The sequence below is a fragment of the Streptomyces sp. NBC_00287 genome, assembly GCF_036173105.1.
Lineage (GTDB): Bacteria > Actinomycetota > Actinomycetes > Streptomycetales > Streptomycetaceae > Streptomyces.
Genome location: NZ_CP108053.1, coordinates 4428630 through 4444351, shown reverse-complemented (window position 1 = coordinate 4444351; position 15722 = coordinate 4428630). Strand labels below are relative to the sequence as shown.

The 15722-nt window shown below is 70.0% G+C and carries 11 protein-coding genes and 1 tRNA gene; 9 read left to right on the top strand and 3 right to left on the bottom strand.

What is annotated here, in order from left to right:
• Positions 1–535 precede the first annotated feature (535 nt).
• The 6 genes from OHT76_RS20095 (at position 536) to OHT76_RS20070 (ending at position 6772) form a co-directional block, all read left to right on the top strand.
• On the top strand, positions 536–1018 hold the full coding sequence (locus OHT76_RS20095) for a CarD family transcriptional regulator (RefSeq protein ID WP_003953493.1): 483 nt from the start codon (positions 536–538) through the stop codon (positions 1016–1018).
• Positions 1019–1300: 282 nt separating this feature from the next.
• The gene (gene ispD / locus OHT76_RS20090; RefSeq protein WP_328872237.1) at positions 1301–2062 is read left to right on the top strand and encodes a 2-C-methyl-D-erythritol 4-phosphate cytidylyltransferase; all 762 of its coding nucleotides are present in this window, start codon (positions 1301–1303) and stop codon (positions 2060–2062) included.
• A complete protein-coding gene (gene ispF, locus OHT76_RS20085; RefSeq protein ID WP_328872236.1) occupies positions 2052–2540 on the top strand; it encodes a 2-C-methyl-D-erythritol 2,4-cyclodiphosphate synthase in 489 nt (162 codons plus the stop codon). Before ispD ends, ispF begins: the two co-directional genes overlap by 11 nt.
• 52 nt (positions 2541–2592) lie before the next feature.
• Positions 2593–4008: a cysteine--tRNA ligase gene (gene cysS, locus OHT76_RS20080; protein WP_328872235.1), complete on the top strand. Its 1416-nt coding sequence runs from the start codon at positions 2593–2595 to the stop codon at positions 4006–4008.
• Positions 4009–4096: 88 nt separating this feature from the next.
• Positions 4097–5038, top strand: coding sequence for a 23S rRNA (guanosine(2251)-2'-O)-methyltransferase RlmB (rlmB, locus tag OHT76_RS20075; protein WP_328872234.1), 942 nt, complete (start codon positions 4097–4099; stop codon positions 5036–5038).
• Positions 5039–5155: 117 nt separating this feature from the next.
• Entirely contained in the window at positions 5156–6772 is a 1617-nt protein-coding gene (locus OHT76_RS20070; protein ID WP_328872233.1) for a DoxX family protein, read from the top strand.
• Between the two features lie 116 nt (positions 6773–6888).
• Here the strand turns inward: OHT76_RS20070 and OHT76_RS20065 are convergent, their stop codons facing one another.
• From OHT76_RS20065 to OHT76_RS20055, 3 genes are all read right to left on the bottom strand, one after another.
• Positions 6889–7620 carry a nucleotidyltransferase family protein gene (locus OHT76_RS20065; protein ID WP_328872232.1) on the bottom strand — a complete coding sequence of 244 codons (732 nt, stop codon included), beginning with the start codon at positions 7618–7620 and terminating at the stop codon, positions 6889–6891.
• 160 nt (positions 7621–7780) lie between these two features.
• The gene (locus OHT76_RS20060; protein WP_328872231.1) at positions 7781–8236 is read right to left on the bottom strand and encodes a hypothetical protein; all 456 of its coding nucleotides are present in this window, start codon (positions 8234–8236) and stop codon (positions 7781–7783) included.
• Positions 8237–8442: 206 nt separating this feature from the next.
• Positions 8443–9579, bottom strand: a complete 1137-nt coding sequence (locus OHT76_RS20055) for an ABC transporter ATP-binding protein (RefSeq protein ID WP_328872230.1) — start codon at positions 9577–9579, stop codon at positions 8443–8445.
• A 206-nt stretch (positions 9580–9785) separates the two neighbouring features.
• Between OHT76_RS20055 and OHT76_RS20050 the strand changes: the two genes are divergently transcribed.
• The 3 genes from OHT76_RS20050 to fxsT all read left to right on the top strand — a co-directional run bounded on the left by OHT76_RS20050 (position 9786) and on the right by fxsT (position 15713).
• Positions 9786–9859 (top strand) — tRNA-Thr (locus OHT76_RS20050).
• Between the two features lie 93 nt (positions 9860–9952).
• Positions 9953–11425, top strand: coding sequence for a VMAP-C domain-containing protein (locus tag OHT76_RS20045; protein WP_328872229.1), 1473 nt, complete (start codon positions 9953–9955; stop codon positions 11423–11425).
• A complete protein-coding gene (gene fxsT / locus OHT76_RS20040; protein ID WP_328872228.1) occupies positions 11355–15713 on the top strand; it encodes an FxSxx-COOH system tetratricopeptide repeat protein in 4359 nt (1452 codons plus the stop codon). Before OHT76_RS20045 ends, fxsT begins: the two co-directional genes overlap by 71 nt.
• The last annotated feature ends 9 nt before the right edge of the window (positions 15714–15722 follow it).

Sequence of the window (15722 nt, the reverse complement as noted above, 5' to 3'; positions counted from 1 at the left end):
CGACCCTCCCCTGAGCCGTACAAGAACCTCGTCCGGTCCGGACAAGAGCCTCCCGCTTCACCCGTCCCGTCACGCACAAGTGACCCATGAGTCACTTTGGCGCCGTGCTCGTCCGACATTCACATAAGTCCCTCGCGCATACCCACGACACCGACCCGCGAAATTTCGGTGAAGGAATACGCGACCGTCCGGAAATTGATCACCGACCGTGCCTCGACCGCCCCTCGTGATCAATTCCGGATTCGTCCGGTACCCGACTCCGGACACCGAACGGAGTAGCGGAAGTCGCACACATGGAAGAGGACATAACGGGATGTTCGTCCGCTTGGCGGGGCCTCCGGATGTGTGTAACGTGCGCGTTTCACCTCCCCCGAAGAGCCGCTCCGACCTGCGAATACCTTCTTCCGGTCGGCCCGCGCAGCACGTTCCTGTTGCTGTTGTCAAGCCCCGAGATATGCCCTGACCTGCGAAAACGCCATTCAGAAGCTGCCGTTTCCGTGTTACCCTGGATAGCCACGGAAGGGGTACCTGTCACATGACGTTCAAGGTTGGCGACACCGTGGTCTATCCCCATCACGGGGCCGCGCTGATCGAGGCTATCGAAACTCGCCAGATCAAAGGCGTGGACAAGACCTACTTGGTGCTGAAGGTCGCCCAGGGTGACCTGACGGTACGTGTGCCAGCGGACAATGCGGAGTTCGTCGGCGTGCGTGATGTGGTCGGTCAGGATGGGCTGGACCGGGTCTTCGAGGTGCTGCGCGCGCCGTACGCCGAGGAGCCCACGAACTGGTCTCGTCGTTACAAGGCAAATCTGGAGAAGCTCGCCTCCGGCGATGTCATCAAGGTTGCGGAAGTCGTCCGTGACCTGTGGCGTCGTGAGCGTGAGCGTGGACTCTCCGCCGGTGAGAAGCGCATGCTCGCCAAGGCCCGCCAGATCCTGGTGAGCGAGCTTGCCCTCGCGGAGAACACCAACGAGGACAAGGCCGAGGCGCTGCTCGACGAGGTTCTTGCGTCCTGACGCCGACTGTCGGCAGGCTCAGCCCACATTGCAGCGTGCTGTAAAAGAAGTGCCGCGGTGCCCGATGACGTATTTACTGTCGCCGGGCGCTGCGGCATGTTCGCTTATGCGTGCCGACTCACGCCGTACACCTCTCAGGGGGACTTCCCCCCGATACTTTGGCGTGCCGGGCCCGGGCAGCTGGCTCGACCAGTGTCACGGAAGGGTCCGGTCAAGGCGTCGCGCCCGGCACTTCCCAGGCCATACCCACGCCAGGCCAGCACACAAACCTGACAGGAACCGATGTCTGACGAATCGCGCCCTTCGCCCGCGCAGGCTCGTGCGACCGCCCGTACGGCTGCCGTGATTCCGGCCGCCGGACGGGGTGTACGCCTCGGTCCCGGCGCCCCCAAGGCGCTCCGCGCGCTGGGCGGCACCCCCATGCTCATCCACGCGGTGCGCGCGATGGCCGCGTCCCGTGCCGTCTCGCTGGTCGTCGTCGTGGCCCCGCCCGACGGCGCCGCCGAGGTGAAGTCCCTCCTCGACGCCCATGCGCTGCCCGAGCGGACCGACTTCCTGGTGGTCCCCGGCGGTGAGTCCCGCCAGGAGTCCGTGAAGCTCGGCCTGGACGCGCTGCCGCCCGAGTACGACATCGTCCTCGTGCACGACGCCGCCCGCCCGCTCGTCCCGGTGGACACGGTCGACTCGGTCATCGAGGCCGTACGAGAAGGCGCTCCCGCCGTCGTCCCCGCGCTGCCGCTCGCCGACACCGTCAAGGAGGTCGAGCCGACCGCCGAGGGCGAGCCCGAGCCCGTCGTCGCCACCCCGCAGCGTGCACGCCTGCGTGCCGTGCAGACCCCGCAGGGCTTCGAGCGGGCGACCCTGGTCCGCGCCCATGAGACGGTCACCGAGAACGTCACCGACGACGCCGGCATGGTCGAGCAGCTCGGCCTGCAGGTCGTGGTGGTACCCGGTCACGAGGAGGCCTTCAAGGTCACCCGTCCGCTGGACCTGGTCCTGGCGGAGGCGGTCCTGGCACGCCGGAGGCTCAACGATGGCTTCTGATCTTGTGCTGCCCCAGGTCGGCATCGGCACCGACATCCACGCCTTCGAGGAGGGCCGCGAGCTGTGGTGCGCGGGCCTGAAGTGGGAGGGCACCGGTCTGGCCGGCCACTCCGACGCGGACGTAGTCGCGCACGCCGCGTGCAACGCGCTCTTCTCCGCGGCGGGCCTCGGGGACCTCGGCCAGCACTTCGGCACGGGGCGCCCGGAGTGGTCGGGCGCCTCCGGCGTCGTACTGCTGACGGAGGCGGCGCGGATCGTGCGCGAGGCGGGCTTCACCATCGGCAACATCGCGGTGCAGGTGGTGGGGCCCCGGCCGAAGATCGGCAAGCGGCGGGACGAGGCACAGAAGGTCTTGTCCGAGGCGGCGGGAGCGCCGGTATCCGTTTCGGGGGCTACGACGGACGGGCTGGGGTTCCCCGGTAGGGGTGAAGGTCTGATGGCGGTGGCGACCGCGCTGGTGGCGAGAACACCGCGCTGACTGTTATCCACAACCGTCGGAGGCACTGCGCAACGCCTACTACCCTGGACTCGTGACTATTCGCCTGTACGACACCAGCGCCCGGCAGATCCGTGACTTCACCCCGCTCACGCCGGGTTGTGTCTCGATCTACCTGTGTGGTGCCACCGTGCAGGCGGCCCCGCACATCGGCCACATCCGGTCCGGACTGAACTTCGACATCATGCGCCGCTGGTTCGAGTACCGCGGCTACGACGTCACGTTCATCCGCAATGTCACGGACATCGACGACAAGATCATCACCAAGAGCGCGGACCAGGGCCGCCCCTGGTGGTCGATCGGGTACGAGAACGAGCGCGCGTTCAACGACGGTTACACCGCGCTCGGCTGCCTGCCGCCGACGTACGAGCCGCGTGCCACCGGCCACATCACCGAGATGGTCGAGATGATGCGCGGCCTCATCGAGCGCGGTCACGCCTACGAGGCCGACGGCAATGTCTACTTCGACGTGAAGTCCTTCCCGGAGTACCTGCGCCTGTCCAACCAGGAGCTGGACAACCTGCTCCAGCCCTCCGGCGAGGGCGAGACGGGCAAGCGGGATCCCCGTGACTTCGCGATGTGGAAGGCGGCCAAGCCGGGCGAGCCGAGCTGGGAGACGCCGTGGGGCCGTGGCCGTCCCGGTTGGCACCTGGAGTGCTCGGCGATGGCCCACAAGTACCTGGGCTCCGCCTTCGACGTCCACGGCGGCGGCCTGGACCTGATCTTCCCGCACCATGAGAACGAGATCGCCCAGGCCAAGGCCTACGGCGACGAGTTCGCCCGGTACTGGGTGCACAACGCCTGGGTCACCATGAGCGGCGAGAAGATGTCCAAGTCGCTCGGCAACTCCGTGCTCGTCAGCGAGATGGTCAAGACCTGGCGTCCCATCGTGCTGCGCTACTACCTCGGCACCCCGCACTACCGCTCGATGATCGAGTACAGCGAGGAGGCCCTGAGCGAGGCCGAGTCGGCGTTCGCGCGGATCGAGGGCTTCGTGCAGCGCGTCACCGAAATGGCCGGGCACGCCGTGGAGCCCGCCGCCGAGGTGCCGAGCGCCTTCGCCGAGGCGATGGACGACGACCTGGGCGTCCCGGGGGCACTCGCCGTCGTGCACACCACCGTCCGGCAGGGCAACTCCGCCCTCGCCGCCGACGACAAGGAAGCCGCCGTGGCCCGCCTCGCCGAGGTGCGCGCCATGCTCGGCGTCCTCGGCCTGGACCCGCTGGACCCGCACTGGGCGGGGGAGGCCGACCGGGGCCAGGCTCTATTCAATAAAAGCGTGCACGGCGTGGTCGACAGCCTCGTACGCCTGGTCCTGGACCAGCGTGAGGCGGCCCGCGCCCGTAAGGACTGGGCCACCGCGGACGCCATCCGGGACCAGCTCGGGCAGTCGGGACTGGTCATCGAGGACAGCCCGCAGGGGCCCCGCTGGAGCCTCGGCGCGCGCTGAGCGCAGTGATCGATTGTGCCGCCCGGCCGTCCGGGCGGCACACTGCATAGACATACGTACTTCACCGCTACACAGAGACGGGTAGGTCATGGCCGCGAACAACCGCCGCATGTCCGGCAAGAAGGGCGCGCAGGTCGGCAGTGGCGGCCAGCGACGCCGGGGTCTTGAGGGCAAGGGCCCGACGCCGCCCGCCGAGATGCGCAAGGGGCACAAGAAGAACCGCCTCGCCGCCGCCAAGGCGAAGCAGACCGCACGCCGTCCCGCACCGCGCGGTCGCGGCGGCAAGGGCACGTCCGAGATGGTCGTCGGCCGTAACCCCGTCGTCGAGGCGCTGCGCGAGGGCGTGCCCGCGGTGACGCTGTACGTCCAGCAGTTCATCGACAACGACGAGCGCGTCCGCGAGGCACTCCAGCTCGTCGCCGAGCGCGGCGGCATCAACCTCATGGAGGCCCCGCGCCCCGAGCTCGACCGTATGACCAATGGGCTCAACCACCAGGGCCTGGTCCTCCAGGTCCCGCCGTACGAGTACGCCCACCCCGAGGACCTGGCCAGCGCCGCCTACGACGACGGTGAGGACCCGCTCATCGTCGCCCTCGACGGTGTGACGGACCCGCGCAACCTCGGCGCCGTCGTCCGCTCGGTGTCCGCTTTCGGCGGCCACGGTGTCCTCGTGCCGGAGCGCCGTGCGGCGGGCATGACCGCCGGTGCCTGGAAGACGTCCGCAGGCACCGCGGCCCGCACCCCCGTCGCCCGCGCCACCAACCTCACCCGCGCCCTTGAGGCGTACAAGAAGGCGGGCATCGTCGTCGTCGGCCTCGCCGCCGACGGAGAGCACGAGGTCGGCGAGCTGGAGGCCCTGCACGGTCCGGTCGTCATCGTGGTCGGCAGCGAGGGCAAGGGGCTGTCCCGACTGGTCGGCGAGACCTGCGACTACCGGGTGCGGATCCCGATGCCCGGTGGTGCCGAGTCACTGAACGCCGGTGTGGCGGCGGGGATCGTGCTGTACGAGGCGGCGCGCCGACGCGTCTGAACGCGCGTCCGCACCCTCACCCGTACGGGGCAATCCGGTCGTCCAGGACAAGCTTGACGCGGTCCGGACAGATCCGGCAGGTCAAAGCAGTGTCCTAAACACACGTCACTCGGTTAGATGAGTGTGGACACCAGAACACCCCGCACACCCACGGGGGACCGCTCGTCGGGATTCGACGACGCTCCCGCGCTGAGCATGGTGAAGGTGCCGAGCGATCCGGCGCAGATCATCGTCAATCATGCGAGTTTCCGGGTGCAGTTGGGCGCCTCGTCGACGAGACGCAGCCAATCGCCGCGGATCGCACGGCACTTGAGCGCCACCGAGGACACCACGCGGATGCCCGTGGTCGGCGCCGCGGCCGCCGCCCGACGCCGGCCCGTCGTCTGGAGCGGCAGGTCCGCCCCCGACGACACCGGCGCCCACCGGCTCCTCCAGGCGGTGCGGGGCGCGGGCGTCGGCCACGCCGAGGAACCGGCCGACGCCGGCGCCACCCAGGTCATCCCGCGCGTCGACGTCAACGACGGCTACGGCGGCGACGGTTACGACGATCTCGCCCAGACCGTCGAGACCCCCGTGGTCGGCGCCCAGCGCACCCCGCCCGACGCCGACGGCACCCGGCTGCTGCCCGACATGCGCCAGGTCGGCAGCGCCTACGACGAGGAACTCGACTACGACGACCAGCAGTTCGCGGAGTCGGACGACGGACCCCGGTCCAGGCGGCACGGCGACGACCCCGCGCGGCACGCCTACTACCCGGGCCGCCGCATGAACTTGGGCGTGGTCCTCCTCCCGCTGCGGATCTTCCTCGGCTTCATCTCCATCTACGCCGGCATGGGCAAGCTCTGCGATCCCGTCTACTTCGACGGCGGCAAGCGCGGCTCGATGGTGAAGTGGCTGAACACCCTGCACCCCTGGGAAGTCGCCGAGCCACTGCGCCAGTTCGCCCTCGAGCACCCCATCGGCTCCGGCCTGGTGATCGCCTTCTTCCAGGTGATCGTGGGCGTCCTCACGGTGCTGGGCTGCTGGCAGCGGGTCGCCGCCGTGGTCGGCGCGCTGCTGTCGGCCGCGCTGCTCGTCACCGTCAGCTGGAAGAGCGTCCCCGTCTACGACGCCCCCGACATCATCTATCTGGCCGCCTGGTCCCCGCTGATCATCGCGGGTGCCCCCGTCTACTCGATCGACGGCCGCCTCGCGGGCAGCGCCTGGCGCCGCCTCGGACCCCGCGCCGACATCTGGGACCTGCGCCGCTACGTCCTGCGCCGCGGTGCCCTGGTGACCGCCATCGTGACCGGCCTGACCCTGCTGATCGGCTCGCTGCTCGGCGGCGCCGTCCGCGATGCCGACCGCGTGGTCGTCCCCGGCCCCGGCGAGGCCCCGCGCAACGAACTCCCCGGCTCCCCGCTCCCGTCGGAGCCCGGCAAACGCCACTCCCGCACCCCGTCGGCCTCCACGGCCCCCACCCAGGGCGCCACTTCGGCGGCCCCCACGGAGGGCGCGGCCACGACGCCGGGCGCCACGAGGGACGCCAGTACGGCAGGCACCCCCAGCCAGACGCAGGGCACCGCTGGCCAGGCCCCGCCCCAGCAGTCCACCCCCGCGGACCAGGCGCCGAGCACCAGCTCCGGCCCGACCTCAGGCGGCTCCACCGGCGGCGGCACAGGCACCCCGGGCGGCACGGGAGGCGGAGGATCCACCGCCGGCGAACCGGGCCTGGTAGGCGGCCTGTTGGGGTAGATGGGCCGGTGGGCGGGATTCTGGGTTAGCCCACCGGCTGGAACAACGAAACCCACGGTTCCCCGCACCCCTTCAGGGGCGCGGGGAACTATGCGATCAACCCCCACCGGCCCGCACTACGACCGAAGCGCCGACAGCTCCTTCGCAGCCTCGGTGAGGTCCTTCGCCGTATCAATGGCCCGCCAATACGCACCCTGAGGAAGCGGGAAGCCGGCCAGCTTCCGCTCTCGCGCAAGACGCGGAAACGTCGTCCGCTCATGATCCCCCCGCTCGGGAAGCATCGAGGCGAACTCGGCGGAGAAGACGTACACACCCGCATTGATCTCGTACGTCGTGGGCGGCGACTCGATGAAGTCCGTGACGTGCCCGAACCCGTCCGTCTGCACGGCGCCCCAGGGGATCCGCGGCCGAGCCAGGGCGAGCGTCGCGACGGCGTCACGCTCCGCGTGGAAGTCCGCCATGTCGCGCAGCGAGAACCGGGTCCAGATGTCGCCGTTCGTGGCGTACCAGGGCCGCTCGGGGTGCGGCAGATGCGCGGCGGCGTACTTGAGGCCACCGCCGCGGCCGAGGGGCTCGGTCTCTACGACGGTGGTCACCCGCACCGGAAGGTCCGCCGACGCCAGCCAGTCCTTGAGGACATCCGCGAGGTGGCCACAGCTGACCACCACGTCCGTCACGCCCTCCTCGGCGAGCCACGCGAGCTGATGGCCGATGATCGGCGTCCCCGTGCCGGGGATCTCGACCATCGGCTTGGGCCGGTCGTCGGTGTACGGGCGCAGCCGTGAGCCCTGGCCTCCGGCCAGGATCACAGCTTGTGTGGGGCGGGAGGCGGCGTTGGGATCGGTCATGTGCCGAACTGTATGTGGCCGCTGTGCCTACTGGGGTAGGGGGTGCTGTGTGCTTTGCGGGCGCGGCTGTGTGGGGGCTGGTCGCGCCCACGCGGCGGAGCCGCATATCGAGCAGCGCCCCGCGCCCCCAGCCCCCTCCGGACCCCGAGGTCCCTTCTCGTCAGCCGTGTGCCGCCGCCACTCCCGTCGCGAAGGACGTGTCGCAGACCGGGCGGGCGTACGACTGGGCACGGGTCGGGCCGTAGACGCGGACCGCGGCCTTGCCGAGGGCTCGGGCGATGGAGGCGCAGTGCTTGGCCAGCGACGGGCGGCCGTTGACGGCCTGCTGGAGGTGGGTGAGTGCGACGCCGGGGTTCTCCTGCACGAGTTCGGTCATCAGCCGGTCGCGCAGCGCGTCCTGCGGCGCACGGGAGACGGAGCCGGGCTTGGCGTCCGACACTGATGCGTCCGACGCCGTGAGCACCGAGTTCGAGGGGTTCCCCGACCAGTTGACCCGGGTGACCGCGAGGGTCCCGGAGAGCACCAGGACGACGGGCAGGACGAGGGCGAGGGAGCGGCCGATCCGGTGGGCGGGGCCCCGGCCGCGACGCGTCTGTTGGTTAGTGGAGTGCTTCACGCGAGTGAGGGTAGCGCCCGGTAATGATTTGGCGACATTTAGTCACCGGTTCGGGGGATGAAGAGGTGCCCCTTTTTGGGTAAGGGGTTGACGCTCACTGCTCGAAATGAGCGGTATGCCGGGGTATTTGTCGACAAGAAAAAGGGCCCCGCAGCGGTCTGCGGGGCCCTTCTCGTCAACCTGGGCGATACACCCGATCTGCGCGGTTAGTCGGAGAGACGTTCACCCGTGGAGGTCGAGAACACGTGGGTCTCACCCGGACGCGGTACGACGTGCAGCGTCGCGCCCTTCTCCGGCACCGAGCGGCCGCTCACACGGACGACCAGGTCCTTGAGTTCGTCGCCGACCTTGGCGCTGCCGTAGACGTAACCGTCGGCGCCGAGCTCCTCGACGACGTTGACGGAGACCGCGAGACCGGCCGGGGCGTCCTCGGTCTCCTTCGACAGGGAGCTCGCGGCGCCGCCGTTCTGCTCGACGATGTCGAAGTGCTCGGGGCGGACGCCGACGGTGACCGTGCGGTCGCCCTTGTCGGAGGCGGCCTTCAGGGCGTCACGGTTGACCGGGACGACGCTGTTGCCGAACTTCACACCACCGTCGGTGATCGGGACCTCGACCAGGTTCATGGCGGGGGAGCCGATGAAGCCGGCGACGAAGAGGTTGGCCGGGCGGTCGTACATGTTGCGCGGGGAGTCGACCTGCTGGAGCAGACCGTCCTTGAGGACCGCCACGCGGTCGCCCATCGTCATGGCCTCGACCTGGTCGTGGGTGACGTAGACCGTGGTGATGCCGAGACGGCGCTGCAGCGAGGCGATCTGCGTACGGGTGGAGACACGGAGCTTGGCGTCGAGGTTCGACAGCGGCTCGTCCATGAGGAAGACCTGCGGCTCACGCACGATCGCGCGGCCCATCGCCACACGCTGGCGCTGACCACCGGAGAGCGCCTTCGGCTTGCGGCCGAGGTACTCGCTGAGGTCGAGGATCTTCGCCGCGTCCTCGACCTTCTGGCGGATCTCCGCCTTCGGCACACCGGCGATCTTGAGCGCGAAGCCCATGTTGTCGGCGACCGTCATGTGCGGGTAGAGCGCGTAGTTCTGGAACACCATGGCGATGTCCCGGTCCTTCGGCGGCAGGTGGGTGACGTCGCGGTCGCCGATGCGGATGATCCCGGAGTTGACGTCCTCGAGCCCCGCCAGCATGCGGAGCGAGGTGGACTTGCCGCAGCCGGACGGGCCGACCAGAACGAGGAATTCTCCGTCCTCGATCTCGATGTCGAGCGCGTCTACGGCGGGCTTCTCGGAACCCGGGTAGATCCGGGTCGCCTTGTCGAACGAAACAGTGGCCATGGTGAATGGGCCCCCTTCTACCGGCAGGAACGTGCCGGACGATCCGTTGTAGGAAGGTGGTGGTGTAGTCCATGTGAGTGGACTGAACTCGGACGGTACCTGCCGTTCACCTGGTCTGTCAGTACCCGGACCGCTGTGAACTTCGCGGAAATTTTCGACAGGGGCACGCCGGGTCGTGGGTACACTGCACGGGCACGTACGTGCGCGCCTCCTTAGCTCAGCTGGTCAGAGCGCCGCTCTTGTAAAGCGAAGGTCGTCGGTTCGAATCCGACAGGGGGCTCTCTCCCTTCTCCCCCAGGGCCCTGCCACGGGACCCTTCGCGGCCGTACCCTGGTCGGCACAACGGAACCGCGCCGGTGGGGGAGGTCACGGGGTGAGTGGGCGCAATCCGGAACGGGTCCGCAATGAGCTGGTCGTAGCCATCGTGGACGCGCTTCAGGAGTCGGCGACGGTGAAACAGGCGAGCAGCCGCGAGTTATGGCGGGAGATGCTCGCGGGCGAACTGGGCTCTCTGGTGGAGCCGTTCGGCGGTGACCGGCTGCGGCCCTGGCTGCTCCAGGTCGTCAAGGCGTGTACGGCGGTCGAGTACGGCGCGGCCTGTCTGGCGCGGTCGCTGGAGTACGTGGAGCAGGAGTCACTGACGGTCGCCGCGTTATGGCCGCTCGTGGACGAGTGGGAGGCCGTCGACTTCTTCGACAGTGCCGACCTCGGGCATCTGCGGCCGATCCTGGAGTCCCTGCGCTCCACCGAGCTGGCGTCGATGGCGCGGCGCGCGAGCCGCTCCCGGGTCCAGGAGCTGCCCCGCTGGTGCCAGACGGGCTGGCAGGTCTTTCTGCGCCTGGCCGGTGAGAACACCCCGCCCGGCGAGCTCCCGCCCTGCATGGCCTTCCTGGCGCTGTCCGCCCACCGGCTGGTGGAGGAGGGCTGGGTGGAGGCCGCCCAGGTGCTGCGCCGCTTCAATCTCGGCCAGGCCCAGAAGCTCGGCCTTGAGGTTCTGCTGGCCGAGTGGCAGCACTCGGAGTCCCCGCAGCCCGCGCCCTCGGTCGTGCCGGCCTATCTGATGATCCAGTTCGAGCCGGACCGGAACGAGGCCGGCCGCTACTACCTCACCCACTGGCGCCAGTCCGATTCGACGGGCTGGCACCCGGTGCGCGGTGAGACCCTCCATCTGTGCCGGGCGGAGCTGCCGGGTGCGGTGGAGCGGCTGATCGAGGAGTCCGAGGCGCGCTGGGCCGATCTGCGTCAACCGGTCATTCTCGAGTTCATCCTGCCTTGGGAGCTGCTCAACGAGCCGGTCGAATGGTGGTCGAAGGAGTCCGACCATCCCGACCCGACCCCGTTGGCCATGGACTACCCCGTACTGATCAGATCGCTCGAACGGCTGCAGCGAGCCGCCTGGCACCGGCCCTGGCACACCAAGTGGCGGCTGCTCAAGGACCGCCCGGCGGACAGCCGCCCGCACTGGAGCCGTCCGGCGCAGGACGGGGCGTACTTCTTCCATCTGGAGCGGGAGCTGAAGGAGGACCAGCACGCCGTGTGTCTGGTGCTCAGCGAGCCGCCGGGCGACGACTCGGGCACCGGCCGCCGCGAGGTGCTCGCCGGGCTGCGGGCCGGGGTGCCCGCGATGATCTGGCACCGCTCGGACTGCTCCGACTCCGACTTCCAGGACGCGATCAGCGAGATCCTCCAGGACCGGGGGCTCGGCTCACTGGCGGAGAGCGTCGGCCGGTGGCGCAACGACGCGCTCGCCCTCGGTCCCGAGGGCTGGGACGGGCATGTCGGTCGGCATCTGGCCATCCTGCTGGACGATCCCGAGCGCAAGCCGGGTCCCGTGGGGCCGGTGTAGCGCGATGACTTCGCCAATCGGGATCGGGCGCCTTGTGCCGTCCGGCGTCGGCCACTTGCCGGTCCGTGCGGGAGAGTGGCGGACGGCCTTGCACGCGACCTGGCGCGGTGCCACGCTGGACGCGAGAAAGACCGGCCTGAACGACACCGCAGGGGGGCGCGTTCCATCCGCCGTTCCATCCGCCGATCGACTGTCCTATTTGTGCTCCCTCCCCCTGTGGCCTGCCGTCTTGCACTGTTTGCAGACCACTGCCAGGCTTGGCACGTGGATGTCACGCATGCCCGCGGACTTCGGGACTCCTCTTCGGACCCCCATCAGTTCGAGGGCCTTACGAAACGCTCTGAGAGCGCTTATGCAGTGTGACGATGTCCCACGATCAGCGGTGGAAACGGCGTTTGACGAAGCATCACTGGACGCTGTGCCGCACGCCCTGAGCGAACTGGCGCCCTCACACTCCGCGGACCCTCCCTCCGTGCTTCTCGTCGTCGACGACCACGCGACCATGCGGGTGTGGCGGGAGACCGTCGAGAAGCTGGCAGGCGACCTCGGCCGCGAGGAGCGACTGGGCGAGATCAGCACCGTACGACTGCTCAGTTCGGATGACACCGAGCCGGCCCGGATCCGGCTCGAGCAGCTGCCGCTCTCCCCGTCCGAGCACCGGGTGGTGCTGGTGCTGACCGACGGGCTCGCCGCGGGCTGGCGCTCGGACGCCGTGCTTCCGCTGCTGCGGGAGCTCGGTCGGACCGAGCCGCTCGCCGTGCTGCATCTGCTGCCGCAGCACCTGTGGTCCCGGACCGGTCTCGATGTGAACCGGATGCGGTTCAGCAGCGCCCGCCCCTGGGCGACGAACGACACCCTGCGCTGGGAACTGCGCACCTCCCCCCTCGAACCCGTCGACGACCCGGACGCCCGGGCCGGTGTGGTCCCGGTGCCCGTTCTGGAGCCGACGGACCACTCCCTGTCCGGCTGGGTGGACCTGGTGACCTCGGGCTCCGGCGAATGGCTGGAGATGTCGGGCGTACGGGCCCGGGACTGGAAGCGCCGGGCGGATGCGGCGCGGGCCGTGCCCTGGGTGGAGGACGTGCCCGACCCGGCGAGCGCCGTACCGCCCTGGGAGCGGGTCTCGGACTTCCGGGCGGCCGCGTCCCCGACCGCCTTCGCGCTGGCCACCCGGCTCGCCGCGGCGCCGCTCACCTTGCCGGTGATGAACGCGGTGACCGCCTCGGTGCCCGGCGCCGGGCCCGCCCATCTGGCCGAGCTGCTGATGAGCGGCCTGGTACGGCCCGCCGGCGCGGACGCCGAGCGGGTGGCCGAGGTGGCCTTCGTCTTCGGCCCCAACATCCGCCAGGAGTTATTGGCGCTGTCCCGGCGCAGGGACACCGCCCGGGTGCTGCACGACGTACGCGGCCTGCTCGCCACCGCGCCCCAGGACGCCGAACCCGTCCTGCCCGCCGCCGAGGAACTCTTCGAAACGGCCGACGTGCCCTCGGTCACCCGGCGCAATGTTGCCTTCCTGCGCGTCGAACTGGCCGCGCTGCGCGCCCTGTCCGGGCGGTTCCTCCCCAGAGCCGAGCGGCTGGCCCGCGCCCTGCGCGAGTACGACCGGCAGAACTCCGTGAGCCTTCGCAAGGGCATGGGCTCCCGCACCGCTCCCCAGAGCGACCGCCACGTCGAACAGGCCCCGACGGGGGCCGGGACAACTTCAGAAGGAGCCACGGCCATGACCGCCACGCATACGCAGCCCGCGGTGGAGAGCGGGCGTTCGACGCCGCGCATCTGGGGCAACATCCCGCCGCGCAACCCGAACTTCACCGGCCGCGTGGACCTTCTGGAACGACTGAGTGAGCGGCTGCGCGAGGGCACCACCACCGTGCTGCCCGAGGCCATCCACGGCATGGGCGGTGTCGGCAAGACCCAGTTGGCGATCGAGTACGCCTACCGCCATCAGTCCGAGTACGACGTCGTGTGGTGGGTCCCCGCCGAGCGGCCCGGCCAGATCGGGCAGGCCCTGGTGGAGCTGGCCCAGCGGCTCGGTCTGGTCACCAGCGCCGAGGCCAATATCGCCGGGCCTGCGGTGCGGGAGGCGCTGCGCGAGGGACGGCCGTACTCCCGCTGGCTGTTGATCTTCGACAACGCCGACAACCCGGATGTGGTCCGCGACTACTTCCCGACCGGGGGCAGCGGCACCATCCTCGTCACCTCCCGCAACCGCCGGTGGGGCGTGGTCGGCCCCTCCCTGGAGGTCGATGTCTTCACCCGCGAGGAGAGCAAGGAGCTGCTGCGCCGCTCCGGGCCCGACGACCTCGACGACGCCGAGGCGGACCGGCTCGCCGACGCCCTCGGTGACCTGCCGCTGGCGCTGGAGCAGGCCGCTGCCTGGCGGGCGGAGACCGGGATGCCGGCGTCGGAGTATCTGCGGCTGTTCGAGCACAAGCGCGCCGAGCTGCTCGAGGTCTCCCCGCCGCCGGACTACCAACTGCCGGTCGCCGCCGCGTGGAACGTGTCCCTGGACCACCTGGAGATCCGCAGCCTCACCGCGCTGCGCCTGCTCCAGCTGTGCTCGTACTTCGCGCCCGACCCCATCTCCCGCTCGATCTTCTCCGGCCTCGGCGGCTCCACCATCGACCCGGCACTCGACCGGGCGCTCAACGACCCGATGCGGCTCGCCCGCGCCATCCGGGAGATCAACCGCTACTCCCTCGCCCGCATCGACCACCGCACCAACTCGATCGAGATGCACCGCCTGGTCCAGGCCGTGCTGATCCACCGGATGGCCCCCGAGGAACAGAACCGCATGCGCAACGGGGCCCACACCCTGCTGGCCGCCGCCGACCCCAAGGGTCCCAACCAGGCGGCCAACTGGCCGCGCTACGCCGAGCTGTACGGCCATGTGATCGCCTCGAACGCGATCGAGTCCGACCAGCCGTGGGTCCGCGAGCTCGTGATGAACGTCGCCAGGTACCTCTGGTACTGGGGCGACCACAAGGTGGCCCGTGAGTTCACCGAGCAGGCGTGGCAGACCTGGCAGGCCCTGTTCGGCGAGGAGGACCAGCAGACCCGGCTGATGGGCTGGTGGCTGGGCTTCCTGTATCTGAAGGTCGGGCGGTACGACGACGCCTCCCGGCTGGTCGCGCAGCTCAAGGACGTCTACACCCGTACCGCGCCCGACGACCGGGAGGACACCCGTGAGGACGCGCTGGAGGCGATGATGCTGGAGGCGGCGGTACGCCGTGTCCAGGGCGACTTCGCCGCCGGTGCGGAACTCGACGAGATGGTCTACGACCGGGCCCGCCGCGCGTTCGGCGAGGACGACCCGACGACGCTGGGCACCGCGCACAACCTCGGCGTGAGCCTGCGTCTGGTGGGTGAGTTCCAGCGGGCGCTGGAGCTGGACCAGCACACGCACGCGCTGAAGACGCGGCTGTACGGACGGGACCATCACCAGTCGCTGATCACCGAGGGCAGTATCGCCATCGACGTCCGCGAGACCGGGGACTACGTCGGCGCACGCTCCCTCCAGGAGGCGGTGGTGGACGGCTTCCGGCCCGTCTTCGGCGCCGGGAACCCCTCCACCCTCCTGGTACTGCGGCAGCTCGGCGAGGCCTGCCGCAAGGAGGGCGACCACGCGATGGCGCTGGATCTCGCGCGGGAAGCCTTCAACCAGTTCACCCGTCGCTACGGCGACACCCACCCCGAATCTCTTACGGCGGCGCTGGCCCTGTCGGTGGCGCTGCGGCACAACGGCGAACTGGAGGCGGCGCGGGACAGGGGCGTCAAGACCAGCGAACGCTTCCGTCGGGTCTTCCTGGCCGATCACCCGCATGTGCTGGCCGCGGATGTGGACCTCGCGGTGACCTTGCGGCTGCTGGGGCGGACCGAGGAGGCGCGGGCCCTGGACGAGGAGGCGCTGGCCTCGCTGACGGACCGGCTGGGCGAGGCCCATCCGATCGCTCTCGCCTGTGCCATCAACCTGGCGAGCGATCTGAGTGCGCTGGGTCAGGTGACCGAGGCGCGTGAACTGGGCGAGCGGTCCCTGGAGTTGAGCCGGGAGCGGCTGGGCGAGAACCACCCGACGGCTCTGGTGTGCGCGGCGAACCTCTCCCTCGACCTGGCGGCCCTGGGCGAGGAGGACGAGGCGGAGCTGCTGCGCGCGGACACACTGGCCCGCATGGAACAGGTCCTGGACGCGCCCCGCCTGCGCTCGGCGGAACCGGCACCCCACCCGGCGACGGTGCAGGCCCGGGCCCGGGAGCGGGCGAACTGCGACATCGACCCGATGCCGCTGTAACCGGCGTCG